This window comes from Dehalococcoidia bacterium, assembly GCA_025054935.1.
Taxonomy (GTDB): domain Bacteria; phylum Chloroflexota; class Dehalococcoidia; order SpSt-223; family SpSt-223; genus JANWZD01.
On the sequence record JANWZD010000005.1, the window covers coordinates 103,311 to 129,445 of the forward strand.

At 67.8% G+C, this 26,135-nt stretch carries 25 protein-coding genes and 2 tRNA genes; 6 read left to right on the forward strand and 21 right to left on the reverse strand.

Annotated elements, in window-relative coordinates; genetic code table 11:
• Positions 1 to 7 precede the first annotated feature (7 nt).
• Entirely contained in the window at positions 8 to 406 is a 399-nt protein-coding gene (locus NZ773_07790; GenBank protein MCS6801828.1) for a hypothetical protein, read from the reverse strand.
• A gap of 971 nt (positions 407 to 1,377) precedes the next feature.
• Between NZ773_07790 and NZ773_07795 the strand changes: the two genes are divergently transcribed.
• Positions 1,378 to 2,295, forward strand: coding sequence for a glycosyltransferase family 9 protein (locus NZ773_07795; GenBank protein MCS6801829.1), 918 nt, complete (start codon positions 1,378 to 1,380; stop codon positions 2,293 to 2,295).
• 309 nt (positions 2,296 to 2,604) lie between these two features.
• On the opposite strand, the gene NZ773_07800 is transcribed toward NZ773_07795, so the two are convergent.
• From NZ773_07800 to NZ773_07835, 8 genes are all read right to left on the reverse strand, one after another.
• Positions 2,605 to 3,000 carry a response regulator gene (locus NZ773_07800; protein ID MCS6801830.1) on the reverse strand — a complete coding sequence of 132 codons (396 nt, stop codon included), beginning with the start codon at positions 2,998 to 3,000 and terminating at the stop codon, positions 2,605 to 2,607.
• A gap of 38 nt (positions 3,001 to 3,038) precedes the next feature.
• A complete protein-coding gene (locus tag NZ773_07805) occupies positions 3,039 to 6,803 on the reverse strand; it encodes a PAS domain S-box protein (GenBank protein ID MCS6801831.1) in 3,765 nt (1,254 codons plus the stop codon).
• 45 nt (positions 6,804 to 6,848) lie between these two features.
• On the reverse strand, positions 6,849 to 7,331 hold the full coding sequence (locus tag NZ773_07810; GenBank protein MCS6801832.1) for a hypothetical protein: 483 nt from the start codon (positions 7,329 to 7,331) through the stop codon (positions 6,849 to 6,851).
• Between the two features lie 95 nt (positions 7,332 to 7,426).
• Positions 7,427 to 8,275, reverse strand: coding sequence for a formyltetrahydrofolate deformylase (purU, locus tag NZ773_07815; protein MCS6801833.1), 849 nt, complete (start codon positions 8,273 to 8,275; stop codon positions 7,427 to 7,429).
• Between the two features lie 409 nt (positions 8,276 to 8,684).
• Positions 8,685 to 9,869, reverse strand: a complete 1,185-nt coding sequence (gene bktB, locus NZ773_07820; GenBank protein ID MCS6801834.1) for a beta-ketothiolase BktB — start codon at positions 9,867 to 9,869, stop codon at positions 8,685 to 8,687.
• A gap of 40 nt (positions 9,870 to 9,909) precedes the next feature.
• On the reverse strand, positions 9,910 to 10,173 hold the full coding sequence (locus NZ773_07825) for a YggT family protein (protein ID MCS6801835.1): 264 nt from the start codon (positions 10,171 to 10,173) through the stop codon (positions 9,910 to 9,912).
• Between the two features lie 18 nt (positions 10,174 to 10,191).
• Positions 10,192 to 10,980, reverse strand: a complete 789-nt coding sequence (gene proC, locus NZ773_07830; GenBank protein ID MCS6801836.1) for a pyrroline-5-carboxylate reductase — start codon at positions 10,978 to 10,980, stop codon at positions 10,192 to 10,194.
• Positions 10,981 to 11,000: 20 nt separating this feature from the next.
• Entirely contained in the window at positions 11,001 to 11,687 is a 687-nt protein-coding gene (locus NZ773_07835; GenBank protein MCS6801837.1) for a YggS family pyridoxal phosphate-dependent enzyme, read from the reverse strand.
• 137 nt (positions 11,688 to 11,824) lie between these two features.
• Between NZ773_07835 and NZ773_07840 the strand changes: the two genes are divergently transcribed.
• Positions 11,825 to 11,897: transfer RNA gene (locus NZ773_07840), tRNA-Arg, on the forward strand.
• A gap of 13 nt (positions 11,898 to 11,910) precedes the next feature.
• Here NZ773_07840 and NZ773_07845 read toward each other — a convergent pair.
• Together NZ773_07845 and NZ773_07850 are read right to left on the reverse strand one after the other, a co-directional pair.
• Entirely contained in the window at positions 11,911 to 12,864 is a 954-nt protein-coding gene (locus tag NZ773_07845) for an esterase family protein (GenBank protein MCS6801838.1), read from the reverse strand.
• Between the two features lie 176 nt (positions 12,865 to 13,040).
• Positions 13,041 to 13,748 (reverse strand): hypothetical protein, encoded by a 708-nt coding sequence (locus NZ773_07850; protein MCS6801839.1) that lies wholly within the window; start codon positions 13,746 to 13,748, stop codon positions 13,041 to 13,043.
• 496 nt (positions 13,749 to 14,244) lie between these two features.
• Between NZ773_07850 and NZ773_07855 the strand changes: the two genes are divergently transcribed.
• Both NZ773_07855 and NZ773_07860 read left to right on the forward strand, forming a co-directional pair.
• A complete protein-coding gene (locus NZ773_07855; GenBank protein ID MCS6801840.1) occupies positions 14,245 to 14,553 on the forward strand; it encodes a hypothetical protein in 309 nt (102 codons plus the stop codon).
• Positions 14,554 to 14,915: 362 nt separating this feature from the next.
• Positions 14,916 to 15,614, forward strand: coding sequence for an aspartate/glutamate racemase family protein (locus NZ773_07860; GenBank protein MCS6801841.1), 699 nt, complete (start codon positions 14,916 to 14,918; stop codon positions 15,612 to 15,614).
• Positions 15,615 to 15,628: 14 nt separating this feature from the next.
• Here NZ773_07860 and NZ773_07865 read toward each other — a convergent pair.
• Positions 15,629 to 15,702 (reverse strand) — tRNA-Glu (locus tag NZ773_07865).
• Positions 15,703 to 15,891: 189 nt separating this feature from the next.
• Here NZ773_07865 and NZ773_07870 point away from each other — a divergent pair.
• Complete coding sequence (locus NZ773_07870) at positions 15,892 to 16,161, forward strand: hypothetical protein (protein MCS6801842.1); 270 nt, start codon at positions 15,892 to 15,894, stop codon at positions 16,159 to 16,161.
• On the opposite strand, the gene NZ773_07875 is transcribed toward NZ773_07870, so the two are convergent.
• The 8 genes from NZ773_07875 to NZ773_07910 all read right to left on the reverse strand — a co-directional run bounded on the left by NZ773_07875 (position 16,158) and on the right by NZ773_07910 (position 23,413).
• Positions 16,158 to 16,583, reverse strand: a complete 426-nt coding sequence (locus NZ773_07875) for a hypothetical protein (GenBank protein MCS6801843.1) — start codon at positions 16,581 to 16,583, stop codon at positions 16,158 to 16,160. The two genes, NZ773_07870 and NZ773_07875, sit on opposite strands and share 4 nt — an antisense overlap.
• A 57-nt stretch (positions 16,584 to 16,640) precedes the next feature.
• Positions 16,641 to 17,918 carry an MFS transporter gene (locus NZ773_07880; GenBank protein ID MCS6801844.1) on the reverse strand — a complete coding sequence of 426 codons (1,278 nt, stop codon included), beginning with the start codon at positions 17,916 to 17,918 and terminating at the stop codon, positions 16,641 to 16,643.
• 166 nt (positions 17,919 to 18,084) lie between these two features.
• Entirely contained in the window at positions 18,085 to 19,071 is a 987-nt protein-coding gene (locus NZ773_07885) for an amidohydrolase family protein (protein MCS6801845.1), read from the reverse strand.
• A 58-nt stretch (positions 19,072 to 19,129) separates the two neighbouring features.
• Positions 19,130 to 19,966: a GNAT family N-acetyltransferase gene (locus tag NZ773_07890; GenBank protein MCS6801846.1), complete on the reverse strand. Its 837-nt coding sequence runs from the start codon at positions 19,964 to 19,966 to the stop codon at positions 19,130 to 19,132.
• A gap of 7 nt (positions 19,967 to 19,973) precedes the next feature.
• Positions 19,974 to 20,882: a PfkB family carbohydrate kinase gene (locus tag NZ773_07895; protein ID MCS6801847.1), complete on the reverse strand. Its 909-nt coding sequence runs from the start codon at positions 20,880 to 20,882 to the stop codon at positions 19,974 to 19,976.
• Between the two features lie 51 nt (positions 20,883 to 20,933).
• Positions 20,934 to 21,809, reverse strand: a complete 876-nt coding sequence (gene mtnP / locus NZ773_07900; protein MCS6801848.1) for an S-methyl-5'-thioadenosine phosphorylase — start codon at positions 21,807 to 21,809, stop codon at positions 20,934 to 20,936.
• On the reverse strand, positions 21,806 to 22,873 hold the full coding sequence (gene mtnA / locus NZ773_07905) for an S-methyl-5-thioribose-1-phosphate isomerase (protein ID MCS6801849.1): 1,068 nt from the start codon (positions 22,871 to 22,873) through the stop codon (positions 21,806 to 21,808). The genes mtnP and mtnA overlap by 4 nt, the downstream gene beginning before the upstream one ends.
• 15 nt (positions 22,874 to 22,888) lie before the next feature.
• Positions 22,889 to 23,413, reverse strand: a complete 525-nt coding sequence (locus NZ773_07910; protein ID MCS6801850.1) for an adenine phosphoribosyltransferase — start codon at positions 23,411 to 23,413, stop codon at positions 22,889 to 22,891.
• Positions 23,414 to 23,531: 118 nt separating this feature from the next.
• Here NZ773_07910 and NZ773_07915 point away from each other — a divergent pair, with 118 nt between their 5' ends.
• On the forward strand, positions 23,532 to 24,821 hold the full coding sequence (locus tag NZ773_07915; GenBank protein ID MCS6801851.1) for a (Fe-S)-binding protein: 1,290 nt from the start codon (positions 23,532 to 23,534) through the stop codon (positions 24,819 to 24,821).
• A 337-nt stretch (positions 24,822 to 25,158) separates the two neighbouring features.
• Here NZ773_07915 and NZ773_07920 read toward each other — a convergent pair whose 3' ends face one another.
• On the reverse strand, positions 25,159 to 25,830 hold the full coding sequence (locus tag NZ773_07920; GenBank protein MCS6801852.1) for a DUF5343 domain-containing protein: 672 nt from the start codon (positions 25,828 to 25,830) through the stop codon (positions 25,159 to 25,161).
• Between the last annotated feature and the right edge of the window lie 305 nt (positions 25,831 to 26,135).

Genomic DNA, 26,135 nt, shown 5'->3' on the forward strand with positions numbered 1-26,135 from the left:
GCCTCCTTCAGTTCAGGGGATAGGGAGCGCCAAGTCCCCGCTGGCACGGGGCCGAGTTCAAGCCGGTCAATGCCGCCCGGCAGAGTTGGCAGAGCGCGCCGAAGCCATCGGGCGAGAACCGGAGCACCGTCCGATCGATCTGGACGGCCCAATTGCCGTGGCAGAGACAGCGACTGAGGCTGCGCGACGGCCGACCCGCGACCAGAGCGAACGGCGGCGTCGTGGTCGCCAGCATCGTGACGATGCCGGCCAGTTCGCGAAACTCCTCGACCGTGAAGAGAAGGGTGTGAGAGACGAGATCAAGTTGGATGGTGCCGTTCTGGAAATCGACCACCTGCCATGCTCGCTCACTATCGGCAGCAAGCAGCCGCCACCCGCCTGCGCCATTGCCCATTGTGACCTCCACGCCTTTGCACTTAGAATTAGTCTCAATTAATCCTGAAGGTTAATCAAGAAAAAGTCAAGGGCCGGCTGAGGGCTGGGCCAGCATCGGGGGGCGGCCGACGCTTGCCGTCGCCCGGGCCCCCTCAGCCACGCCAAGACAGGGCGGCGCTTGTGGCTGCGGGGCAGATGCTGCGGCGCGCGGGATTGCCGCGGCTGCGGTCCCCTCGGCCGCGCAATGCCGGTTTCTTGGCTCCTGCTTCTGTCAATGTCTTGGGCGTCCATCCGGTCCGTCATTGCGGGCCGGCCGCTGCCCGGTTTGGCAATTTCATCGGGAAGGTGACGGGTTTTCGCAGCTGCAACCGGCGTGGTCGAGGCTCGGCTCGACTGCGGCAGACGGCTGCATTCCCTGCAGCCATGGGGCAGCCGCCGGCTCGGCAGGTGAACGAGACCCTGAGCGCGCTGGAGCACCATCACGCGCTCGCGGGCCTCCTGCGGGCTGGCACGCGGTGCGCATCTGGGGGAGGACACGAGGAAGCGCCGTTCGTCCCTTGCGCGCACCGCACAGGGCAATCGCTGGGTCACGGCGGGGAGACCGTGCGGTAAGGCGGGAAAATCGGGATACCCGCCGGTTCCCGCTCTCACCTGCTTGAGGGAGAGAACGCGGGCGAGAAATGACGAGACAGACACCCCTGCGCCAGCCGCCTTTGCTTCCGGAGTGGGACGCCCCGGCGTCCACCGGGAGCGTGCCAAAATACTCACGGCAAGCAAGGGGCTTCGTGTCTGGAGAGGCTCGCGCCGGTGGCTATCCGGGGACAACGACGGGCGCGCCTTCCTCGGCGCCCAGAGGGAGAGAAGACGTCTCGCGGGCGGGAGAGACGGACCTCCTTTCGGCTCCTGAGAGAGGTGCGGAACGGGGAGAGCGGCACGGCGCCCATGGATAAGGCGTCCCCCTCTGACCGGCCGGACAGGGCTTCGGTGAGCGTTGCGTGCCCCGTGACCACGAATTTGTGCAGCACCGCCGGCTGTCTGGTCGTTCGTCTCGGCGCGATCGGCGACACCCTCCTGACCCTGCCGGCACTGCGCGCGCTCCGCCGGCGGTATCGGCGCGTCGTCATGGTCGGCAGTGCGGCCGCCAGCGCGTTGCTCGGCGCGGTCGTCGACCAAGTGGTGGAGGTCGAAGCGCCGGCCGCCGCCGCGCTCTTCCGCTCGGATGCTGGCGCCGACCACCTGTTCCGCGCGGTCGTTGGTCCCATCGAGGCCGCGGTCGTCTGGCTGAACCGGCCGCGCGAGGTCGCGGCGGCGCTCCAGCGCATAGGCATTCGTCATCTCGTGACCGCGCCGTCCGTGCCGGCGGACCGCCGCCATGTGGTCGACCACTTGCTGAGCAGTATCGGTGAGCCGACCGGCGCGATTGTCGAGCTGCCTGTCGCGCCGAGCGACCGCGCGCGGGCAGCGGCGCTGCTGCGCGAGCGGGGAGTACGGCCAGACAGCGTCGTGCTCGCCCTCGGCGCAGGAAGTCCGTCCAAGCGCTGGCCGGTCGACCGCTTCGCTGCTCTCGCTGCGCGGCTAGGGCGCCCAGCGGTGGCGCTGAGCGGGCCGGCCGAGGGCGATGCCGCCGCGCGGCTGCGCCAGCTGCGGCCAGACGTGCCGATCCTCGACAACATCGAGCTCGCGTTGCTTCCTGCCGTGCTGGCGCACGGTGCGGTCGTGGTCGCCAACGACTCGGGACCAGCCCATCTTGCTGCCGCGGTTGGCACGCCGGTCGTTGTCCTGTTCGGTCCCACCGACCCCGCCGTCTGGGCGCCGCGCGGCAAGCGCGTGGTCGTTCTTCAGGCAGGCGATGGACGGCTGGAATCGCTCGAGGTCGAAGCCGTTTCCTCGGCGGTCACGCGCCTGTTGGCAGCGCGATGACATGCCGCCACGACCGCGGCGACGAGGGGCTCAAGCGGCGCCAGTTCGCCGGCAGTGAGAGCGCCACGTTCGAGCACGCAGTCGAGCTCGCGCTCGAGGGCGGCGGCGGCGATGCTGACCTCGCGGCAGCCGAAAACGGCGCCCGACCCGGCCAGGTTGTGGACGAGGCTCCGGAGCTGTGCCGCCTCGGCGGCGTTGCCGTGTCGCGCTGCCAACCACGTCGCCTCGACCGTGGCAGCTTTAGCGGGCAGTTCGGCAAGATAGCCCGCGCGCAGCGCGTTCAGCTGCGCGGCCAGGGTTTCGCTTGGCTTACGGGGCGAGCCCATTGTACCGATCCCAGATGCGCTGGACGACCGCACTCAGTGTCATCGGGTCGAACGGCTTTGAGATGACATCGAGCGCGCCGAGACTGCGGTAGCGCTCGACTTCATGGCGCTGGACTTTGGCGGTCATAAAAACAACCGGCGGCAGGCGTCCGCCGGCGAGCGCGCGGAGCCGGTCGAACGTCTCGATGCCGTCCATCCCGGGCATCATGACATCGAGCAGGATAAGGTCTGGCTGAAAGCGTTGATAGACGGCGAGCGCCTCGGCGCCGGACTCCGCGAGCGCGACGGTGTAGCCGCCGACAACCTCAAGCGCGAGCTTGGCGATGGCGCGGATATCCGGTTCATCCTCGACCAACAAGATCTTGGCGAGCGTGGCCACGGCCGGCCCCCGCGGTGAATTGTTCTAGGGCCAGTATCTCACAACTTCGCGGTTGACGATCGGGCAATCAATCCTCGAATCGTGGCAAGCAGCTGCTCGTTCGATGACCGCGTCTTGACGAGCGCAGCAGCAATCCGGCGCGCTACATCCGGTCCGACATCTTCCGCGCTGAAGACAAGGACGGGCGGCGCCGCTGGGGTTTCGGCAATCTCTGGGAGGAGATCCAGACCGCTGCCGTCCGGCAGCGTCAGGTCGAGGATGACGAGGTCGAACGTCGTCTCGCGCAGCAGCCGGCGCGCCGCGGCGACACTCGCAGCCGCGATCGTCGTGGCTAGGCCGTCGACCAGTTGAGCGACGAGAGCGCGGATATCGGCGTCGTCTTCGACATGCAACACGCGCGGCCGCCGCTCGCGCGCCCGTGCCGCCGCCATCCGGACGGCGGCGACGAGGCGGTCTCGATCGAGCGGCTTGTCGACCCAATCGAAGATCTCAACTGCTTCGCCATTCAGTTCCGCGCGGCTCCGGTCCGTCGCGACCGAGACAACGACGAGAGGCAAGTCGGCCGTGGCAGGGTCGGCGCGGATCTCGCGAATCAGGCTCACGCCGTCGCTGTCGGGAAGGGTCAGATCGAGCGTCATCGCAAGATAGCGCCGCTGCTTGAGCAGCCGCCGCACTTGCTCCGCAGAATGCGCCGTGTCCACCTGAAAGCCTGCCGCTTGCAGCAGGAAGCGGAGGACCACTGCGGTGTCGGGGTCGTCTTCGCAGATCAGCACCGGATCGCTCGGCTCCTGCCGCGCCGCGCTCGCGGCGGGGAGCCCGCTCGCGTCGGGCAACTCGAACCAGAACGTTGTCCCCGCCTCGGAGGTCTCGAAGCCGATCGTGCCGCCATGCCGCTCGATAATCGCCTTGCTAATTGAGAGCCCGAGCCCCGTGCCCCCGCTCTGGCGTCGGTCGGAGGCGTCGGCCTGGGCGAACCGCTCAAAGACGCGGTGCCGAAACTGCGGCGGGATCCCCGGTCCGCGGTCGCGCACTGCAACCCGGAAGCCGCCGCGGCTCCGCGCGACATCGACCCGCACCTCGGCGCCGCGGGGGGAAAACTTTGCCGCATTGGAGAGCAGGTTGGCCATCACCTGCATCAAGCGGTCATAGTCGCCAAGGACAACCGCCGGCTCCACCCGCTCCCCAAGCGTCAGCCGAACGCCAAATTCGGCGGCGAGCCCTTCGTTGGCTTCGATCGCGCTTGCCACGAGATGGGTCAGCTCGATCGGCTGGCGCTCGAAGTGCAGTTTCCCCGACTCGATCTTCTCGATGTCGAGGATGTCGTTGATCAACCGCACCAGCCGCTCGCTGTTCTTAAACGCGATATCGACCAGATTGGCAGCCTCGGGGGGAAGCGGGCCGCCAACGCCGCCCTTCAGCAGCCCGAGCGAGCCCCGGATCGAGGTGAGCGGCGTCCGCAGCTCGTGGCTGACCGTCGAGACGAACTCGTTCTTCAGGCGCTCGACCTTCTTCCGCTCAGTGATGTCGCGGACGAGCACCAATGCTTCGCGATCGCCGCTGCGTACAAAGCGCGCTTCCCGCTCGAGGAGCCGCTTCCCGGCCTGAAAGCTGAATTCGAGGGTCTGCGGCTCGCCGGTGGCGATCGCTCGGCGGACACACTGGAGGAAGAGATTGGCACGCTCCTCGGAGAAGTTGTCCCAGAGCGTGCGGCCCACGACCCACTCGCGGGGGGCGGACTGGCCTTCCGCCGTGCCGGGATGGTAGTCGAGAAAGACCCCGTCGCTGCTGATCCGGAGCATCAGGTCGGGGATCGCGTCGAGCAGCGCCCGGATCTGCCGTTCACTCTGCCGCAGCGCGTCCGCCGCCTGCTTGCGCTCCTCGATCTCTTCCTGCGCTTTCGCATACAGCCGGACGTTGTCAAGGACGATCGACGCCAACTGAGCGAACAGGCTGAGGATCTCGACATCGGCATCGGTGAAAGGAGGCTTTCCCGGGCGCTGGGCGAGCCCCAGCACGCCAATCACCTCCTGCTCTGACAGCAACGGGATGCCGACGAGCGAATCGAACACCTCGACCCGGCGGCTGTGGTGCAGCGCGCCTTCCCAGTTCTCGTAGTCGTTGACGAGGAGCGGCTTGCCGGTCGCCCAGACCCGGCCGGCGACGCCCTCATTGCGCGCGATCGTCCGGCCTTGCAGCGGCTCAAAGACCCCGGTGCCGATCCGCATCACGAGATGGTCGCCGCTCGGGGCGACGAGATGGATGAAGCCGTCGCCGGTCGCAAAGAGCGCGCCTGCTCGGTCGACGATCGCGCGCAGCACGTCATCAACGTCGCGGCGGTTCATCAAATCGAGGGCAGACTCATGGAGCGCCGCGAGCGCCGCATTGCGTCGGCGCAGCTCGCGCTCGGCGGCGACGCGTTCGGTGATGTCGCGCGCGTTGATCACAATCCCGGCGACGGGCTCTTCCTGAAGGAGGTTGGTCGCCACCGCCTCGAGGGTCCGATACTGGCCGTCACGCGCGCGGACGCGGAAGGCCAGCCGTCCCGAGCTCTGCTGCTCGCGCGCGAGCGCCAGCAGCAGGGTCCGCACCGCTTCGACATCATCGGGATGGATGAGCTGCATCACGGGCGCGCCGATCACCTCGGCCGGCTGATAGCCGAGGAGCGTTTCTAGCGCTCGACTGGCATAGTCGACGACGCCGCCGGGGCCGATGATGAGCGTGAGATCCATCGCGTGGTCGGTGAGCAGCCGAAAGTAGCGCTCGCTCGCCCGCAGCGCCTCCTCGGCGGCGCGGCGCGCCGTGCTGTCGCGCAATGTGCCCACTATTCCCGTGAGCGTGCCATCCTCCTCCCGCAGGCCGCGTGCCTGAACGTCAACCCACCGAATGCCGCCGTCTTTCGTGCGCAGCCGGGCAGGAAAACTGCCTTCGCTGCGCCGACCGCTGAGGATCTCGCACAGCGGTCCCTCCTCTCCTGCTGCGGTCGTGGGGGCCACAAAGCGGTCCGCGGGCTCGCCGAGTGCCTCTTCGATGGAGTAGCCAGTGAGCGCGGTCCAAGCCGCGTTGAGGAACGTCCAGCGGCCCGCTCGATCGGTCTGGAAGATGACGTCTTGGACCGTTTCGATGAGACGGCGGTAGTGCTGCTCACGCTCCTGCAGCGCGCGGACGGCCTGACCGGTGCGCAGGGCCATCCCGACCAGCGCCGCAGCCGTGGCGACGAGATCGATCACGCTCGCGGGCCAGCTGCGCGGGCGCGACCGATCGACGAGCAGAAGAACCCCCCACTCCGTCTCACCGACGGCGATCGGCGCAGCCAGCACCGACTGGATGCCCATCGCGGCCAATAGGCGCTGCTCGGCTGCGGGCAACGCGCAGACAGGCGCCGCGACCGGCTGGCCGGCGCGGAAGCAGTCGAGCCACCGCCCGAGCCCGTTGGCGCGCATGGCGATGCCGTCCCAGCCGGGGTGTCCCGACTCTCCAGCCGAGAGACCCCACTCCGCGCGCAGCGCCAGTTCGAAATCGTGCTCGCGCGGCTGGAACTGGACGATCGCGGCGCCGCTTGCGGCGGTTGCCTTGCCAAGGCATTCCACAAACTGAGCGCCTGAGCGCTCCCATTCCTGCTCGCTCAGCAGCCGGCGCGCCGAAGCAGCGAGCGCCTCGCCAAGGCAAGAGCCAAGCTCACCCGCGGGCGCGGCCACTTCCGCGTCGAGCGCGCGAAGCAGGGCATGCCACTGCACAGGCGAGGGCGGCGTAGCCGGGTCGTCTATCCCGACCTGATGCAAGAGACGACCAAGCGCTGGATGCATCGTCTCCTCCGAGCCGGCGCCTTGCTCTAAGTGTACTCGGGCGACCTACGCAAAGTAAGAAGATGATGAAGGGGGCTCGCTGATGCGCTCCTTCGGCGCTTCCCCCGCTTCTATCGCTGCGCGCTGCTGGGCGATAACTCGGAGCGCAGCATCGAGGATCGCCGGGTCGGCGGCTGCAAGCGAGCGCCAGCGCGCGGCCTGCTGCTCGAGGACGTGGCGAAGCTGCGCTGACCGGAGGGCTGGGTCAAACAGCTGATGACGGATGAAGTTGACGACAGCGAGGACGCTATCGCGCACGAGCGCTTGGACCACCGGGTCGTCGCTACCCGCGTCGGCGCGCATCTTCCGTCGCTCACCGATCCGTCCCCAGGCGGTCTCGACGGCGCTCTGAGCGAACCGATCGATCCGGGCGAGGATGTTTGCACGGTCGAGGTCGCGATACTTCTGGCGCGTTGCAGGGTCAAGCTCCTCGAGCGCCTCCCGCTGCGTGCCGCGGTTCGTTCCTGTCGCCCACGGCCAGCGTCGCATTGTCTCTCCCTGCGGACACGTCTGATGACGGCGAGAATTCGTCACGCGCAGCGTAGCAGATCTGCGCTGCTGTCGGCGCGCGCTGGCAGCAGGTCTCAAGCGAAGACGACGGTGCGCCGCCCGTCAACGAAGACCCGGTCCTCGGCATGAGCACGTACCGCCCGCGCCAGCACAATGCGCTCGACATCGCGGCCTTTCCGCACTAGGTCGGCGACTGTGTCCCGATGGGTAACGGCGACGACATCTTGGTCGATGATCGGCCCGTCGTCCAGCTCTTCGGTTGCGTAATGCGCGGTCGCCCCGATCACCTTGACGCCCCGTTCGCGCGCTTGGCTGTACGGCCGGGCGCCTGGGAACGAGGGCAGCAGGCCATGGTGCACGTTGATGACGCGCAGCGGAAATCCCGCCAGAAAGACGGGCGACAACACCTGCATGTAGCGCGCCAGCACCACGAACTCCACCTCGCATTGCGCGAGCAGTTCCAGCTCGCGGCGTTCCTGCTCGGCCTTCGTCTCCGGCGTAATTGGCACATGCTCAAACCGGATCCCGAACCCTTCAACGACGCTGCGCAGGTCGGGATGGTTACTGATGACGATCGGCACCTCTGCCCGGATCTCGCCGGCGCGCTGTCGCCAGAGGAGGTCGAGCAGACAGTGGTCATACTTCGAGACGAAGATCGCCATCCGTTTCGGCTGGTCGGTGAAACCAAGCCGCCACTCCATCGAGAAGCGGGCGGCGATGGGCGCGAACTCGCGCCGCAGCGTCTCATCCGGCACCCCGCGCGGCTCGAACTGAACGCGAAAGAAGAAGCGTCCGCTGGAACGCTCGCTATGCTGCTGCGCTTCGACGATGTTGGCGCCGCGCTCGGCGAGAAAGCCGGCGATCGCAGCAACGATGCCGGGCCGGTCGGGGCAGGTGACGACGAGCACCCCGTGGCGCTCCATCGGTCCTCCTTTCCTGCAGGAGCTCGGCCCCCGTATTATCGCCGCGACGGCCGCCCGCTGCGGGGTGGTCGCGGAATGCGCAGCGCGGCCAACGCCCCGGGCGCCGAGCGCTGCTCTGCCGCGGGCGTGCTCCTCGCCGTGCCAGCTAGACGTCTTGGCGAGATGACGATCAGTAAGGCAGCTGAGCGAGGCAGCGCGCGCTTCCGGCCCGCGTCGCCGTGACGGCGGCCTGCGGGCTGGCGTCTTGCAGTTCGGCATGCGCCGGGCTGCCCGCGCTACTGGCGGCGGCACGACTGGCGGCCTTGGCATTCCGCGCCCCTTCGCGGCGCGCCGCAGTTCCCATCGCGGCCGGCGATCACGAGTGTCGCGCCGTGTCCCGTCCCGCAAGATGCAGGCGCGGGGGCCGCGCTCAGCGTTCGCGCCGGAACACCGCCGCGATCCCTTGCCCGCCGCCGATGCAGAGGGTGACCAGCCCCAGCTCCTGGTCGGCGCGCTGCAGTTCGTAGAGCAACTTCACGGTCAGGATCGTGCCGGTTGCGCCGATAGGATGGCCGAGCGCAATGGCGCCGCCGTTCGGGTTCACCTTGTCGAGGTCGAGCTGGAGTTCGTCGACGACGGCAAGGACTTGGGCGGCAAACGCCTCGTTGAACTCGATGAGGTCAATGTCCGAAAGGCGCAAGCCTGCGCGCATCAGCGCCTTCGGCACGGCGGTAACTGGGCCAATCCCCATATATTCCGGCCGGCAGCCGGTGACCGCCCAGGAGAGAAGCTGGGCGAGCGGCGGCACTCCGAGCTGCTCGGCGCGCTCGCGCGACATCAGCACTACGGCGGAGGCGCCATCGTTCAAGCCCGAGGCATTGCCGGCGGTGACGGTGCCGTCTGGCTTGAAGGCGGGCTTGAGCGCTGCCAGTTTCTCCAGGTTTGTCTCTGGGCGCGGGTGCTCGTCGACCTCGAAGAGCGTGGGGCCGCCTTTGCGGTCGGGCACGGCGACGGGCACGATTTGGCTCCGGAAGCGCCCTTCCCGGATCGCGCGGGCAGCGCGCTGCTGGCTGAGAAGCGCATACTCGTCCTGCCGCTGGCGGGAGACCGCGTATTTCTCGGCGACATTTTCTGCCGTTATGCCCATATGGACGTTGTCGAAGGGGTCGCTCAAGCCTGCCAACACCGAATCGAGGAGGGTTTCGTCTCCCATCCGGGCGCCCCAGCGGGTTTTCATAGACCAATACGGAGCGCGGCTCATCGACTCCACCCCGCCCGCCACGACCACGTCGGCATCGCCGGCGAGGATCAGCCGCGCGCCGCTCGTGATCGCTTCGAGCCCGGAGCCGCACAATCGGTTGACGGTGACTGCGGGGGTGCGCACGGGGATGCCGGCCTTCACGGCCGCGACGCGGGCGATGTAGGGGTCTTCTTTCGCGGTCGGGTTGACCATTCCAAAGACGACGTGATCGACGTCCTCGGGGCGCAGGTTGGCGCGGCAGAGCGCTTCGCGCACGACGAGGGTGGCGAGTTCGCTCGCCGGCACGTCGCGCAGGCTCCCGCCGTAGGAGCCGATGGCGGTGCGCACTCCGCTGACCACCACAATCTCGGTCACGGCTCTCCTTTCTTGCTCGGGCGTCTTGCTCCGGGGGCCGCTAGAGGGGGCTCGCGACGCGCGCGACGATATTCTGGAGCAGCTGCAGGAGCAGAATGGCCACGAGGGGAGTGATATCGATCATCCCGATGGTGGGGATGATCCGGCGCAGGGGCGCGAGAACGGGCTCAGTGATCTGGTCGAGGATGGTGATGAGCGGGTTGCTGCGGTCGATGGGGAACCACGACAGCAACGCCCGAATGATGATCGCAATCGTCAGGATCTGAAAAAGGAGCATGAGAAAGGTGGCAAGGAAGGTCACCACTGTCGATCACCGGTCCATTCATGCATTGCCGAGCTCCTGAGAGCGGCGATACGCCGCGACGACCGCTTCCTGAATCGCTGCCCGAACCGCATGCCGCTCGAGCTGATACAGCCCGGCAGCAGTGGTTCCAGCAGGAGAGGTGACGTCATTGCGCAGGATGGCAGGATGCGCTCCCGACGCTTGAAGATAGGCGGCGGCGCCTCGCACTGTCTGCGTCACAAGCTCGTGCGCCATCGGGCGGGGCAGGCCGAGCGCAACCGCCGCGTCGCTGAGCGCCTCAATGAAAAGATAGACAAATGCCGGGCCGCTGCCGTTGACGGCGGTCGCCATATCAAGGTACTTCTCATCGTCGACGTAGCGCTCCCGCCCGAGTTGGGCCAGCAGCGCCTGCGCCTGGCGTCGGGTCTCCGCCGGCACCTCGGGGGTCGCTGTCCAGACAGTATACCCTTCCCCAATTGCGGCGGGCGTGTTTGGCATCGCCCGGATAATCGCGGTCCGTCCGGTTCCCTCGCGGATCGCCGCCATGCGCACGCCGGCCATGATCGACAGCACGGCTTGCCCCGGGCGCGGCGGGCCGAGCGAAGCGTAGGCTGCGCTGGCGTCCTGGGGCTTGACAGCGAGCACAATCAGGTCGCCGAGATCAGCCGGGGGAGCGGCGAGGATAGGCACAGAATACCGCGCCGCCAGCTCTGCGCGCCGCGAGGGCGCGATCTCGATGACGCACAGTTCGCCCGGCCACGCGTTGGCAATGAGGCGAGCGAGGATCGCCTCGCCCATCGTGCCCCCGCCGACAATAGTGACTCGCACCTGCGCTCCTCATCTCTGCGTCAGTGTGGCGGCCGCTCTCCGAAGAGGGCGCGACCGATCCGAACCATTGTCGCGCCTTCCTCGATAGCAACCGGAAAGTCGTCGGTCATGCCCATCGACAGTTCGGCAAGGCCGTGGGCGGCGGCGAGTTCGGCAAGCCGGCGAAACACCGGCCGCACGCTCTCCGGATTGTCGGTGAGCGGCGCGACGGTCATCAGCCCTTCGACGACAAGACCGGGCAGCGCGCGGATCGCCGCCAGCGCGTCGGCAAACGGCTGTGCCGGGTCGTCCAGGCGGAAGCCGAACTTGCTCGGCTCACCGGCGACGTTGACCTCGAGGAGAATGCGCACCGGCGCGCCACGAGCGCGGCGGCTGAGCGTCTCGGCGAGGCGGAGCGAGTCGACCGACTGGAGTATATCAAAGCAGCGGAGCGCTGCTGCTGCCTTGTTGGTCTGGAGATGGCCGACGAAGTGCCAAGTCGGCCGGATGCCGTGAGCAGCCAAAGCAGCGATCTTCGGCTGCCCTTCTTGGACCCGGTTCTCGCCGAAATCGCGCACGCCGAGGGCATACGCTTCAGCAATCGTCTCGACCGGCACGGTCTTGGTCACGGCAACCAAGCGGACAGCCTCAGCCGGCCGGCCGCTCCGGGCGGCGGCCGCCGCGATGGCGTCGCGGACACGTGCCAGTCGGTCGGCGAGGAGGGTCACCCTGCAATCGTAGCACCGGCGGACTGTCTCGTGACGGGACGCACCGCGCCCCGACCGGCGGCGAGATGCGATGGCGCTGCCCCGAACAGGGCGCAGCTCTTGACCGGCGACCGAGGCAATGGCATAGTCAAGGACGGGTCCCGGTAGCTCAGCGGACAGAGCAGCTGCCTTCTAAGCAGTTGGCCGGGGGTTCGAATCCCTCCCGGGGCGCCTTCCTCCTCCCCTACGACCCGAACGCCTCGCGCTCAGAGAAGGCCCGGCCGTAAAACGTCACGTAGTCGACCATCCGCGGTCCCCAGTAGGTGAACTCGTGGATGCCGGAGCCGATCGAGAACTCATGCGGAATATCGAGCTGGGTCAGCAGGGCGTGAAAGCGCTCAACCGTCGGCCGCCAGATATCCGCGTCCCCGACATCGAGCCAAATCCGGAGGCTGCGTGCCGCTGCCGCTTGCTGCGGCGCGAGCTCGAACGGATCGTACGGACGATACCCCGCCGGGTTGCGGAAGTACCAGAACACCTCGAGATACTCGAAGTGAGCGAAGTCTTCTGAGGCGAATGTCGTCCGAAAACTGGGGCTGTGCGCGCCGACGATGCCGAAGAGGTCAGGACGGCGCAGCCCGAATTGGAGCGCGCCGGTGGCGCCCATCGAGAGACCGCCAATCGCCCGCGCTTCCCGGTGCGCGATCGTCCGATACCGCGCATCGATCGTCGGGATGAGATCCTCGGTCACGTAGTCTGCCCAGCGGTCGCCGCCCGGGTGATTGAACCAGTACGACTGGTCTCCTTGGGGGAACACCATAATGAACGGCTCCACTTCGCCGGCAGCAAACACTGCGTCAGCCGCGTCAGCAACCCCAAACGAGATCCATTCCGTGTGGTTGCCGCCGACCCCGTGGAGGGCGTAGAGCACCGGGTAGCGCCGGTCGCTTGCGGCGTAGCCGGGCGGCAAGTAGACGGCATAGGTCATCTCGCGGCCGAGGATCGGGCTGAAGAAGCGCTCCTCGCGCAGTTCGCCGTGGCGATCCGCGGGCCGCTGGGCGCCAGACGAGTAGCGCGCTTCGAGCACCTCTTGGAGGGTCCGGCGCGCGACCGGCGAGACCCCCCGCTGCGGTCCGGCCGCATCGGGCGGGACGGGCTCGCCAAAGAGCACCCCGACGAGAAAGAGCGCCACTGCCATTGCCAGCAGCAGCAGGCGCGGACCAAGCGGCCGCCGCGACCGCTCGCCTGACGTGGTGGTCTGCAGAGCCTGTCGAGCCTCCTGCAATCAGTTGCCTCCGTTTAACATTTACTGCGCGCTCGCGTCCAAAGTTGCGCTGACGCGTCGTGCTGGCCAACGGCTGCTCGCTCGGCGGATTATCCCAGCCGCAGCCAGATTTCCCCGGGGATGCCTTGGAACTGGAGGGCCAAGATCGCCTCAGCCTGACCGGCCTTGGGGATAAGCGCTGGCGGCAGAAAACCCTCATAGCTTGAGCCGGGACCCGGCAGCATGCCGCCCGAAAACGCCGGGGCAGGCGCCGGGGCGAGCGCCGTGCGTCCCCACGTCTGGCCCTGCGCCATCACCTCGTGGGTGGTCAACGGGACCATGAATGCCCCAGGAGGGCCGGAAACATACTGAAGGCGCAGCTTGATCAGCACGTAGTCGAAAGCCGGGTCTGGTAGGGCGACGGGGATGCCGAGGCGCGCCAGCTCGGCGAACGCATCGTGCTGTACCGAAACTACCGAGATGAGCAGCTCTCGCCCCTGAGCGCGGACCCGCACCGGGGCGCCGAGCGGGGCAGCGGAGTAGGGGGTGCGAACTTCGCTCGCCTCGAAAATGCCGCCGGGGCTCGGCGTGCTCGTTGGCTGCAGCAGCCCGCTCGCTGGCGGGTCGGCGCGGCCGGCAGCAACGACGAGTGCGGCGAGCCCGCCCCCGAGGCAGGCAAGCGCCACCATCCCCGCGACGCCCAGCGCGACCAGGGGGATCATGCTGCGGCGGGAGGCGGCGGGAGCGGGCTCTGGAGCGGCGGCGAGGACTGTCCCGCAGACGCGGCAGGCGCGGTCGCCCGGGCGCGGCACGGTCACGCAGACAGGGCATCGAGCCGACGTGTCTATCCCTGGCATCTCTTTGAGCTTAGCGCATGCAGTTGCCTCGTGCTCCCCTTTTGACGCGGCGCGTGGTACCCTGCGCATGCGGAATGAGGAAGGAGCGCAATGTGCAGCATCAGCAGCGAGACCCCCGCAAACCGTCCGCTCCCGCTTTGCGCTCGCCCAACTGCCCCTGCCGCGCTCCCGCGCCGGGGGCTGAGCAGCCAGCTGAAGGAAGCCCGCCCCTCGGAGGCCGGCTTGATGCGCTGCGGCAGCGTGATGGCGGGAGGCCGCGCAGGCGGGGCGGTCGGCATCGCCCGAGCATCTCCGCCTGCAGACCGCGGCTGGGCGGCTGCCGCTCCGCGCGACGGCGTCGTTCTGCCGCGCCTGCGCAGTCCGAGCGGACCGCGGACTGCTTTCAGGGTCGGCGCGACCGTGCGAGACAGCGGGCGTCTCGCCTCGCCAATCGAGCGCAGGGAGGTCGTGGTGCGCGATGACGTCATCTGAGCAGACGGTCGTGTTCGCGGAGCTGTGGATGCAGCCGGGAAGACGGCTGGAACTGGAAGCGGCGGCGCGCGAGGCGGCGGCGCTCCTCCAGCGTCAGCCGGGGTTTGTCGCTGGCCGGTTGCTCCATTTCCGCGGCGGGCCGTATTTCTATCGCTACGAAATGACTTGGACCGATCCTGCCAGCTGGGGAGCGTTCTGGGCCAGTGACGACGAGGCCGCCTTCCGCGCCCTCTTCGACCCGTGGCTGCTCCGCCCGTTCACCTACCACGTCCATGAGGTGAAGGTGAACGCATGACGAGCGGGCGCTTCTCCCGCTTGCGGCGGTCGGGGAGGCGATGAGGCGCGTCCCGTCGCCAACGCGCAGCCGTTCTTGGTGGAGGAGCGGAGCATGGCGATGCCGCTCGGGGTACGCTCTCAAGCCGCGTTCTCGCTCGCGAGAAGCGCCAAGGAGACGCGCGGCGCCGAGCGCGTGCCGGCGGGCGCAGAGCGGAGAGCGGTGTGTCATACTGCGCGCAGCGGCGCGAGGCGGCCCCTAGCCACAAAGAGCAGGAGAGCGCGGCTCGTCTGCGCTGCGTTCGCCGCAGCGGGGGCGGCTGGCTGCGGGCGGCGGCCCGCCGGGCGCGCCCCTTGAGCGTGAGAAATGCTGAGGAGGGAGCAATGCGTCCACGTCGGAAGCGTGTCGGCCTGCTCGTACCGTCGACCAACTCGGCGGCGGAGCCGGAACTGGCGCGCCACCTGCCCGCTGAGGTCACGGTCCACACCGCCCGAATGCGCTTCACCCCCGAGGGGGGGCCTGCAGCGATGCTCGACACCTATCTCCCGGAGGCGGTCGCTGACCTTGCCACGCTCCAGCCGGACGTGGTTCTTTTTGCCTGCACCACAGCCGGCGCGATGCGCGGCAGCGCCTATGAGGTGGCCATGCTCCGGGAGATCGAACAGCAGACGGGCGCGAAAGCGCTCTCGGTGATGGCCGAGGCGGTGGAAGCGCTCCGCCGGCTCGGGGCGCGCCGGATCGGTTTGCTCACCCCCTACCCCGAGGAGGGAACGCGCGCCGTTGCCGCTGCCCTCGTCGCCGCCGGCTTCGAGGTGCCGGTAGCGAAAGGGCTGCAGATCGCGGGGGTTCGCCCGCCGGAGCTGACGCCGGATGACCTGATCGCCTTCGGGCGCGAGGCGCTCGCCGGGGTCGAGGTCGACGCGGTCTTCATCTCCTGCACCGACCTCTTCACCCTCGATGCCCTCGACCAGTTCGAAGCGGCGTTCGGCAAGCCGGTCATCACAAGCCTGTCGGCAGGCCTCGCTGCCGTCGAGCGCGCGCTCGGCGCCTCTGCGCACGACACAAAAACGGCGGTATCCTGAGAGGATACCGCCGGTAGCGCATGCCGGATTCGAACCGGCGATCTTCGCCTTGAGAGGGCGATGTCCTAGGCCGCTAGACGAATGCGCCGTACTTCAAAACCATACCAGAGAAGAGGGCTGGCGATCAAGCGCCGAACGGGGATGACCGCACGTCGCCAGAGCCCGGCGGCGCGGATGCGCGCTGAGGAAGAGCGCGCAACTTCGCGCGCTATCCTCTTGCGGCCGCCTGCCGCGATCCGTAGGATGCGCTTTTACCTCGACTGCGGGGAGAGGCGCGGTGAGCGGTTCTGGCCGAGCGGTTTTGACACTGGCGCAACGCCCTGGGTTTCTGCTTCTCGCCCGGATTGAGGCGCGCGGCGCCTCAGTCCGCATCACTGTCGAGCTGAACGGCGCGCCTGTGCGGTCAGCGCGCCGTCCCACTCTCACGAGCGCGCTCCGGTGGGCGCTCCGCTTGAGCGAGCGGGTGCTCGATCTCTTCGGTCAGCAGGGCGAAGTGATCTCGCTCGAACGCGCAGTTCGCCAAGCGTCTGCCCAGCTTGCCGCTTAGCGCCGCCGCTTTGGCTGCAGCTCGCGGATGCGCCGCTGCCGCTCGAGGGCAGCCATCCGCTTCGGATAAACCGTGCGCAGATACCAGATGAGGTAGCCGAGAAGGATGAGCGCGGCGATCGCATCGAGCAGCAGCCACAGGCGCATGCCGAAGAAGCCGACGTCGAGCAGCCGAAAGACGACGACAATCAAGCCGATCGTCGCGATCCAGAGAATGCCTTGCCCGATGTTGGCTGCCAGCATCGCGTGATAGCGGTTGTCGCGGAAGAAGTGGCGCGGCACGAACCAGACGAGGTAGAGGCCGGCGACAATAGCGATCAGGAACAGTGCGCCGAGGATGGTGTACCAGCTCGACGCCGGTCCTGGCTGAGGATTGAACCACCGTCCGAGATCGAGCAGCTTTGCGGGATCAAAGGGCGGCACGGCGATCCTCTGGGGGAACTATTGCGAGTATAGCCAAGCGCGCAGAGCGCAACAACGCTACCGGCCCATCGGCGCCTGCGCTGGCCGCTGTCCGGCGGCGGCGGCATACCCGGGATTGAGGGCGAGCGTCAGCGCTACTCCGCCGGCAAGGAGGATCCCGAGCGCCGCGCTGGTCGGCACCACGCCGATCGCGTCTGCGGCGGCGGAGATGGGCACGGTGGTCAGAGGCGTCAGCGCCATCGTCATCATCAACAGCCCCATCACGCGGCCGAGGAGCGCGCGGTCGGCATGGAGCATAACGAGCGTGCTGTTCAGTGCGAGGAACGTCTGGGAGAGGATGCCGGCGGCGAACAGGATCGCCAACCCGAGGAGGAAGTGGTGGATCACGGCGAAAGCGGTGATGGCGATGCCGAACCCGATGGCGGCGGCAGCTTGAAGCCGCCCTTTGTGCGGATGGTCGGAGCGCCATGCCACCAGCAACGAGCCGGCGAGCGCTCCCAGCCCCATCATCGTGTTCATGACGCCGAGGCCGGCGGCGCCGACGTCGAGGACGGTGACCGCAAAAACCGGCAGGAGCATCTGAAACGGCATGCCGAGAAGCGGCAGGAGCGCGCCGAGCACTATCAGCACGCGCAGCACCGGGGTGTGCCAAATATGCGCAATCGCCTCGCGAATGTCGCCGGCGACCGAGCGCTGCTGGGCCGGCCGCCGCGGCGGCACGGCAGGCAGGCGGAGGAGGAACAGCACCGCTGTCAGGTAGCAGGCGGACATCAGCAGATAGACGCCGCCCACGCCGACCGACGGGGTCGCGATGAGCGCTCCCGCGAGCGCCGGTCCCGCAATCCGCGTCAGACTGAAGGAGGCATTGTTGACCGCGACGGCGTTGGTCAGGCGCTCGTCGTCGACGAGGTCGGGCGCCATGCCTTGGCGCGCTGGCATATTGAAGGCGAACGCCGTCCCGTGGAGGAGCGCCACGAGCGCCATCATCCACAGCTGGAGGACGCCGCTGAAGATGAGCACGGCCATGATGAGCGTCATTCCCATCGCGACACTCTGGGTCACGATCAGGATGCGGCGCCGTTCGTAGCGGTCGGCGACGACGCCGCCGACCATCACCAGCGCCAGCTGGGGCAGCCCCCATGCCAGCGCGATGAGGCCGAGCGCTGCCGCGTACCCCGTCAGGCGGTAGGCGAGGTAGCCCTGGACCATCATCAGCATGGTCATGGGCAGCGACGAGAAGAGCATGCCGGTCAGGTAGAACCGGAAGACCGGCAGCTCAAGAGAAGAGAACATCCGGGGCCACCGCCGCGCGGCCGCGGCATGCTCCGCCTCCATGCCGCGCATCATAGGCGTTTGTCCGGGAAGTTGCCAAGTGAACTATTTGCGTTCCGACCGGTTTTGTGCGGCGCGCGCGCTGCGCGGAGGGAGCGCGGACCGGTCCGTCGGCGCGCTCCGCCTGCGGCACCCGGCGCTTTGTGCCGGCAGGGGAGGCGCGGCCAGGTCAGCCGGCTGCGGGGGCGTTCCGCACTTCCTCCTTCGGCGGCAGCTTGAGGAGGCGGGCCGCATTTTCGCCCAGCATGAGGTCAACCTCTTCTTGGGTGAAGGTATAGCCGAACCAGCGGCCGATCGTCGGGAGATTGCGCCAGATGAACATCCATTCGCCGTCGCCGTTATCCGCCCCGTCGCGCCCGAGGGGATTGTCGGTGCCGTTGACGATCTTCTCAGCGCCGACATACGACTTCATGACATGGATGCGCCGGATCAGTTCCGGCACGTCCTTGAGCGCGCCCCACAGGTGCCACTCCGTGGGGTCGAGATACACATTCTCGTGGCGCGCTGCGACGATCACCGCTTGCTCCCAACCGTAGGTCGAGAAGAAGGGCGACTCGACGCCGGCGTGGCCGAGGATCACTTTCAGTTCGGGATACTGGCGGCACACTTGCCCCCAGTGGATCGGCTCGCACCAACTGACTCCCGCCTGGGTGTGCGAGAGGATCGGCACATCGAGCTCGATCGCCTTCTCGATAATCGGCTTGACGCAGTCATCCCACGGGTAGAACCCCATTGGGGGGTAGAGCTTAAACCCCTTTGCGCCGTCCTCCTTCACCCAGCGCTCGAACTTCTCGGCGGCGCCGGGCCGGCGCGGGTCGATGCCGCAGAACCACATCAGGCGGTCGGGGTGGTTGCGGACCGCTTGGGCGGTGCCCGCGTTGATCTCGTCAATCGTGTTGTCCGCCTCGACCCCGTAGCCGATCGACCAGTCCACGACTTGGATCACTCCCATATCCATCCCGAGGCGGTCGAGGATCTTGACGTTCAGATTGCCCGACGGGTCCATGAAGCCGTTGCCGACGCGCGGCCGGATCGTCATCGGGTCGACCGGCGGACGGCGGCGTTTCGCGGCGCGGATCGCCATGTTCATCTTGTGCGGCTCTGGCAGCCAGCCGTAGTCCCACATGTGAGTATGGATATCGATGACCCAAGGCATGGTACTCCCTCCCACTCGCGCTCAGGATAGCTCGCCGGCCGTGTCGGGGCAACGTGGCTCAGCGGCGCAGCCGCTCGACCGCGCGCTGCAGCCATCCCGCGATGCCGCCCGGCCGGCGCACCGCCACCGCTTCAACGAAGCGCATCGCCTCGCGGAAGCCGAGCTTGCGGTAGACCGCTTGGGCGGGGGCGTTGGCCGCGCTCACGTTGAGGACGATGTCGCGGCAGCGGTCGAGGATCGCGAGGATGACCGCGCTGGTCACCTGCGTCGCAAAGCCGCGGCCCCGATAGGCAGGATGGGTGAAGACGTTGCCGACGGCGCCGAGGCGCTCCGTCGGGTTGATGAAATGGGTGCCGGCGACTGCGACGAGCCGGCCGCCATCGAAGATGCCGTAGTACACCCCGTCGGCGACGTGCTGGCGGGAGATATAGCCGCCCGCGCCGAGACGATAGAGCCGATTGATCTGGTCGAGGTCGGCCGGCGAGAGCCGCGTCGCTGAGCCGGCAGGGCGGAAGCGCCCGGCGGTCACCGCCATGCGGATCATCTCCTCGCAGGCGGTGATGCGGTAGCGCGGGCGCAATGCCGCAATGAGTGCGGCTGGACCGCTAAAGTACAGCTCGGCGGGCAGGTCGAGCCGCCGGAGGACCGCCGACAGCCCTGCCGCCGTGCCGGAAGCCCACAAGCTGACGCCGTGCCCGAGCCGCTGGAGACCGACAAGAGTGTCGCCCGCCAAAAACCATTCACCCCGAGGCTGACCCCGTGGGTCGACATCCCCGAGCGGGTAGGCTGCTCCGATCCGGTCGGCGCGCAGCAGCCGCAGCACCTCGTCCGGGTCGTGCAGGCGAACGACCGCCGGCCGGACCCAGAGCGGAGCGCGGACGACGAGATCGGCCATCGCCGCCTCAGATGGCGTCGACCAGCGTGAAGTTGCGGAACTCTTCGTAGCGTTCGCGGATCTGCGCCGGCGTCAGGTCGCGCAGCGCGCGCAAGGAGAACTCTCCCACCGTGAAGCTTGCCACCACGCTGCCGAAGATAATCGCTTGGCGCATCGTCTTCCGGGAGATCTCGCCGCACTGGTCGAGGTAGCCGAGAAAGCCCCCGGCAAAGCTGTCGCCCGCGCCGGTGGGGTCGCGCACCTCCTCGAGCGGGTAGGCCGGGGCGGTGAAATAGCCATGCTCATCGAACATCACCGCGCCGTACTCTCCCTGTTTGATGACGACCGCTTTCGGCCCGAGTTCGCGCACCTTGCGCGCCCCCGCGATCAAGCTGCTTGTTCCGGCAAACATCCGCAGCTCGGATTCGTTCATGGTCACAATGTCGACCGCGCTGATCATGCGGGTCAGTTCATCCCGCTGGCCCTGGATCCAAAAGTTCATCGTATCCATCATGGTCAACCGGGCATGCGGAACCTGGGCGCGCACCTCATACTGCAAGGTCGGGTCGATGTTGGCGAGAAAGACGGTCGCGACGTCGGTGTAGCCTGGGGGCAGGACGGGATGAAAGTCGGCGAAGACATTCAGCTGCGTATCGAGGGTGTGGGTGACATTCAAGTCATAGTCGTAGCGGCCTGACCAGCGGAAGGTCCGTCCGTCGGCGACTTGCAAGCCGGAGAGGTCGACCCCGCGGGCGCGGAGGAAGTCAAGCTCCTCGAGGGGGAAATCCGTCCCGACGACAGCGACAAGCTTCACCTCGGTGAACAGGCTGGCCGCTGCCGCGAAGTAGACGGCGGAGCCGCCAAGCACCTCGGTCTCTTTGCCAAACGGCGTTTCAACGGTGTCGAGGGCGACCGAGCCGACGACCAGAATACTCATTGGTATGCCGCTCCGATCAGCAGTCCTGAAAGTCCAAAGTCCAATTCAGGACTAAGTCGACTTGTCAAGATACTTGTCGATGAGGAGTCCGTACTTGCGCCGATGTTCCGGCGTAATGTACCGCCGGTCGGTGATGATCGCGAACTCCAGCGCCCGCTCGCATTTACAGTCTCGTTTCATGTCGATCCTTGCGACGACGGACTTGATGATGGCCTGCGCCGTCGCGGTATTCCGGAGCAGGTTTTGGATCACCATATCGATGGTGACGTCGTCGTGGTGCGGGTGCCAGACGTCGTAGTCGGTGGCACAGGCGAGCGTGGCGTAGCACAGTTCCGCTTCGCGCGCGAGCTTCGCCTCGGGCAGCGCAGTCATCCCGATGATATGAGCCCCCCAAGAGCGGTACAGCTCCGACTCGGCGCGGGTGGAGAAGAGGGGGCCTTCCATCACGATCAGCGTTCCGCCGCGGTGGACCGTTGCGCCCGTCTCCTCGGCGCACGCGGCGACAATGGCGCTCAACTCCGCGCAGAAGGGGTCGGCGAAGGCGGCGTGGACGACAATGCCGTCTTCGAAGAAGCTGTTGACCCGGCTCTTCGTCCGGTCGATGATCTGGTCGGGCACGACGAGGTGAAGCGGCGCGATCTCCTCGCGCAGGCTGCCGACCGCGGACACCGACAGCACCTTGCGGACGCCGAGCGACTTGAGCGCCCAAATGTTGGCGCGCACGGGCAGTTCGGTAGGGCTGATGCGGTGGCCGACCCCGTGACGGGGAAGGAAAGCAACGCGCTTGCCCGCAATCTCGCCGATGACAATCCGGTCGCTCGGCTTGCCGAAGGGGGTGTCGATGTCGACTTCCTCCAGTTTGATGAACCCCTCTTCAAGCGCATAGAGGCCGCTGCCGCCGATCACGGCAAATTCTGCGGTCGTCATCTCCCATCCTTTCGCGATCGCGCCGCGACGGCAGCGCGCAGCCCCGGCTCGAACGGCGGGCGGAGAACGGCCACCTCGGTGACGATCGCGCTGACATAGCGGTAAGGCGTGACGTCGAAGGCAGGATTGGCGACGTCGACCCCTGCGGGGGCGACCACGCAGCCGCCGAAGGAGGTCACTTCCTCGGGCCGCCGCTGTTCGATCGGGATCGCGTCGCCAGAGGGGGTGGCGAGGTCGATCGTGCTGGTAGGCGCGGCAACGTAAAACGGGACGCCGTTTTCCTTCGCGAGCACCGCCAGGGTGTAGGTGCCGATCTTGTTCGCGACGTCGCCGTTGGCAGCGACGCGGTCGGCGCCGACGATCACCGCCGAGATCGCGCCTTGGCGCAGGAAATAGCCCGCCATCGTGTCGGTGATTAAGGTGAGCGGGATGCCATCTTGCGCCAGCTCCCAGGCGGTCAGCCGCGCGCCCTGCAGCAGCGGGCGCGTTTCGTCGACGAAAACGCGCCGCACCTTCCCCTGTTCCCATCCGGCGCGGATGATGCCGAGGGCGGTTCCGTAATCGACCGTGGCCAACGCCCCAGCGTTGCAATGGGTGAGCACGGTCGCGCCGTCGGGCAGCAGCGCCGCGCCCCGCTCCCCGATCGCACGGCAGGCGGCGATATCCTCCTCAGCGATCCGCTGCGCCTCGGCGAGCACCGCGGCCCGAACAGCGTCGGGCGTCTCTCCGACGGCGGCGGCGAGCACGCGATCGATCGCCCAGAACAGGTTGACGGCAGTTGGCCGGGTGGCACGGAGCCGGTCGGCGGCGGCGGCGAGGTCGGCCCGCAATGCAGCCGCAGTGGTTGCCCGGCTGGCGCGGGCAGCGAGCGCCAAGCCGAAAGCGGCCGCCGCGCCGATCGCCGGCGCGCCGCGTACCCGCATCTCGCGGATAGCGTCTCCCAAGGCCCGGTCGTCGTCGAACTCGAGCCACACGACCTCATGCGGCAGCCGGGTCTGGTCGATCAGCCGGACCCGGCCATCCCGCCAAGAGACGGTTTGCTCGCGGCGTCCTGTCGTCTGCACCGGCCGCCACCCCCGCTAGAAATGGATGATGCTGACCACTTCACGGCCTTTCAGGCGCTGGCGGCCGTTCAGGAAATCGAGCTCAACGAGAAAGCCGATGCCGACGACATGGCCGCCGAGCAGTTCAACGAGCTGGGCCGTCGCGTTGATGGTGCCGCCGGTGGCGAGCAGGTCGTCGATGATCAAGACGCGCTCGCCGCGCCGGATCGCATCTTTATGGATCTCGAGCGTCGCCGTGCCGTACTCGAGGGTATATTCCTGCGCGATCGTCTCGTGGGGGAGCTTGCCTACCTTGCGGACCGGAACGAACCCCGCGTTCAACGCGAGGGCGATCGGCGCGCCGAAGATGAAGCCGCGGGATTCGACGCCGACCACCCGGTCGATACCCCGCTGCTGCCACGGCTCGGTCATCGCCCGGATAGCCTCGCGGAAGGCGGCGGGGTCAGCGAGGATCGGCGTGATGTCCTTGAAGACAATGCCAGGCTGAGGGAAGTCCGGGATATCGCGCACGAGTGCGTGCCACCACACCGTTTCCGCCATTGAGACCGTCCCCGGACAGTAAGCGTGTCGGGCGCGCTGGGATGCGCGCGGAACCGCAGAACTATAGTCAGCCCGTCCCGATACCGTCAACGTCGCGCCGATCGCCTACACTTTGCCGGTGACCCGCGCTGCCCAACCGCCGCTGCCTGCCCATCCCGATGGCCCGACGGCGGCCGACCTTGTCAAATGCGTGCGCTGCGGACTGTGTCTCAGCGCCTGTCCGACGTATCACCTGCTCGGCCTAGAGACCGATTCGCCGCGGGGACGGATCCACCTCATGCGCGGGCTCGCCGAGGGCCGGCTGGCCTTAACCCCGGGCGTGGTGCGCCACCTGGACCAGTGTCTCGGGTGTCGAGCGTGCGAGACGGTGTGTCCGTCCGAGGTGCCCTTCGGCCGCATGCTCGAAGCAACGCGGGCGGTCATCGCTGACCGCCGCCCGACCCCGGGCTGGCGCGGCCGTCTCCAGCGGTTCGCCCTGCGCCAGCTCCTCCCTGCGCCGCGGCGCCTGCAGGCAGTCGGCGTAGTCCTCTGGGCGATGCAGCGGCTTGGCCTCCTGCAGGCCGCCGCCCGCTTGCCGGGGTGGGTGGGCATGGCCGCCGCGCTCGTGCCTCCGCTTCCGTCGCGTCCCTCCCGTCCGCCTGCTGGCCGGCGCGCCGCGCTGGGGCCGCGGCGCGGGCGCGTGATCCTCTTTCAGGGCTGCATCATGCCGATCCTGTTTGGCGACGTAATGCGGGAGACGGAAGAGGTGCTCCAGCGCAACGGCATGGACGTCGTGATCCCGGCGGGGCAGACATGCTGCGGCGCCCTGATGGCGCACGCGGGCGAGCGGCGGCTCGCACAAGCGCTGGCGCGCCGAAACATCGAGGCGTTGGCCGGCGACGACCCGATCGTCGTCAACGCTGCCGGCTGCGGCGCGATGCTCAAAGAGTATGGCGAACTCCTCGCCGCTGACCCGGCCTATGCGTCTCGGGCGGCTGCCTTTGCCGCTCGCGTTCGCGACGTGACCGAACTGCTGGACGCGGTCGGGCTGACGGCGCCGCTCGGCCGTCTCGAGCGGACGGTCACATATCAAGATGCCTGCCATCTCCTCCATGGGCAAGGGATCCGCCGTCAGCCGCGTCAGCTCCTCAGCCGGATCCCGGGGCTTCGCCTCGTTGAGCTGCCCGCCAGCGACCGCTGCTGCGGCAGCGCCGGAATCTACAACCTAACCCATCCGACCCTCGCCCGCGCGCTCGGCGAGCAGAAAGTCGACGCCATCCTCCACACCGGGGCCGACACCGTTGCAGTCGGCAATCCGGGCTGCCTGATCCAGATCGGCGCCGGACTGCGTGCCCGCCGCGCGCGGGTGCAGGTCGCTCATCCCATCTCCCTCCTCGCGGAAGCGGCGCGGCGCAGTCTCGGCGCGTAGTCCGGGCACGCCCAGCCGCCGACGGCCTCCTCCCAAGTGGCTAGCGGTGCCGCTGGCCGCTCCCGCCGCGGCGGCACCCGAGACCGCGATCGTCCGCCAATATTATGAAAAGAAATGGCGCAGTCGTGTCAGGGCGAGGCGCGCACAATTTTTATGACAACTTTCTGCCGCCCGGCAACTGTTCACTATATTTACGTCAAGCAGAGATCTATCTTCACGGCGACGTGCTTTCCGAAAGTTTTATGACAAGAATGCGCGATCGCGCAGTGAGCAAAGAGCGCAGTGAATGTCCGGCGGCGGAGCGTGGCGGCCGGAGGGGGGAGAACTGCGGCAGGGACTACGCGGTGGCCGTCCGCCACGCCCGGATCAGGCGGCCGAAGAAGCCGGCCAGTTCTTCTTCGCTCATCGACAGCGCCTCGGCGGGCAGGACGAGGCTGAGCGCCGGAGGGTCGCTTCGCGTTCCCTCGGCGGCCACCGCGCGCGGCTGCGCCGTTCGGGTCCGCCGGCTGGCGCTGCCCGGTTCGGCCGTCCGTCGGAGCTCGGCCGTCCGCTCATCGTGGCTGTCAGCGCGCTCGATGCCGACTTGGAACCCCGCTGCCCGCGCTAATTCGAGGAAGAAGCGCGTCGCCTTCGCCGCCATCTCGGGCTGGAGGCCGAGGTCGGCGAGGAAGTGGTTGTAGATGTCGTCGCGGGTTGCGGCGCGGAGGTCCAGCTTGCGGAAGAGGGTCGGATACGCATCGCGGACGATCTGCTGCAGGTTGAGCAGCTGGACCGCGCCCCGCGCTTTCAGCAGGCGCGCCCGTTCCGTCGGGCGCCCCTCCTCATCGATCAGGCCGAGGTAGCGCAGCGCGCCGACGACCTTGTATTCGTTGCCGCGCGCAATCCCGTGCGAGCGCAGCAGCTCTTGGTCGACGATGCTCGGCGAGGTGCGCTGGAGCAGGCGCAGCCCTTCCAGCATCCCTTTCGCCGGGCCGTAGGGCGGGGTCCGCCGAACCGCTTCGGTCGCCATCAGCCAACCTCCTTCATCTCCTGCATCTCCAGTCCACCGCAGTGTACCACGGTCTCAGGGAAGAATGGAACCCTATTGAGACTTTTTGGGACTACAAGAAACTAGCCACATTGGACTGCGATTGCTGTCTCTCTTAGTCCGAAATATTCTGGACGGACTGGACTCGCCTTAGCTGTCGGCGCGCAGGTGTCAGCGGCCGTGGGGAGATGGCGGGGAGGGCGAGATTGCCGAGAGTGCGAGGAAGTGCGCGGCGCGGAGACCCGGCGTTGGAGAGGGCGCGAGCTTGGGGATGGTGCCGTGCTCGC

What these genes read in the sequence shown, in the direction of transcription:
- NZ773_07805 (MCS6801831.1), bottom strand. Translation starts at nt 6,803, where the DNA reads ATGCATCCAGCGCTTGGTCGTCTCTTGCATCAGGTCGGGATAGACGAC.
- NZ773_07810 (MCS6801832.1), bottom strand. Translation starts at nt 7,331, where the DNA reads ATGCGACGCTGGCCGTGGGCGACAGGAACGAACCGCGGCACGCAGCGG.
- purU (MCS6801833.1), bottom strand. Translation starts at nt 8,275, where the DNA reads ATGGAGCGCCACGGGGTGCTCGTCGTCACCTGCCCCGACCGGCCCGGC.
- NZ773_07845 (MCS6801838.1), bottom strand. Translation starts at nt 12,864, where the DNA reads ATGGCAGTGGCGCTCTTTCTCGTCGGGGTGCTCTTTGGCGAGCCCGTC.
- NZ773_07855 (MCS6801840.1), top strand. Translation starts at nt 14,245, where the DNA reads ATGACGTCATCTGAGCAGACGGTCGTGTTCGCGGAGCTGTGGATGCAG.
- NZ773_07860 (MCS6801841.1), top strand. Translation starts at nt 14,916, where the DNA reads ATGCGTCCACGTCGGAAGCGTGTCGGCCTGCTCGTACCGTCGACCAAC.
- NZ773_07880 (MCS6801844.1), bottom strand. Translation starts at nt 17,918, where the DNA reads ATGGAGGCGGAGCATGCCGCGGCCGCGCGGCGGTGGCCCCGGATGTTC.
- NZ773_07885 (MCS6801845.1), bottom strand. Translation starts at nt 19,071, where the DNA reads ATGCCTTGGGTCATCGATATCCATACTCACATGTGGGACTACGGCTGG.
- NZ773_07890 (MCS6801846.1), bottom strand. Translation starts at nt 19,966, where the DNA reads ATGGCCGATCTCGTCGTCCGCGCTCCGCTCTGGGTCCGGCCGGCGGTC.
- NZ773_07895 (MCS6801847.1), bottom strand. Translation starts at nt 20,882, where the DNA reads ATGAGTATTCTGGTCGTCGGCTCGGTCGCCCTCGACACCGTTGAAACG.
- mtnP (MCS6801848.1), bottom strand. Translation starts at nt 21,809, where the DNA reads ATGACGACCGCAGAATTTGCCGTGATCGGCGGCAGCGGCCTCTATGCG.
- NZ773_07910 (MCS6801850.1), bottom strand. Translation starts at nt 23,413, where the DNA reads ATGGCGGAAACGGTGTGGTGGCACGCACTCGTGCGCGATATCCCGGAC.
- NZ773_07920 (MCS6801852.1), bottom strand. Translation starts at nt 25,830, where the DNA reads ATGGCGACCGAAGCGGTTCGGCGGACCCCGCCCTACGGCCCGGCGAAA.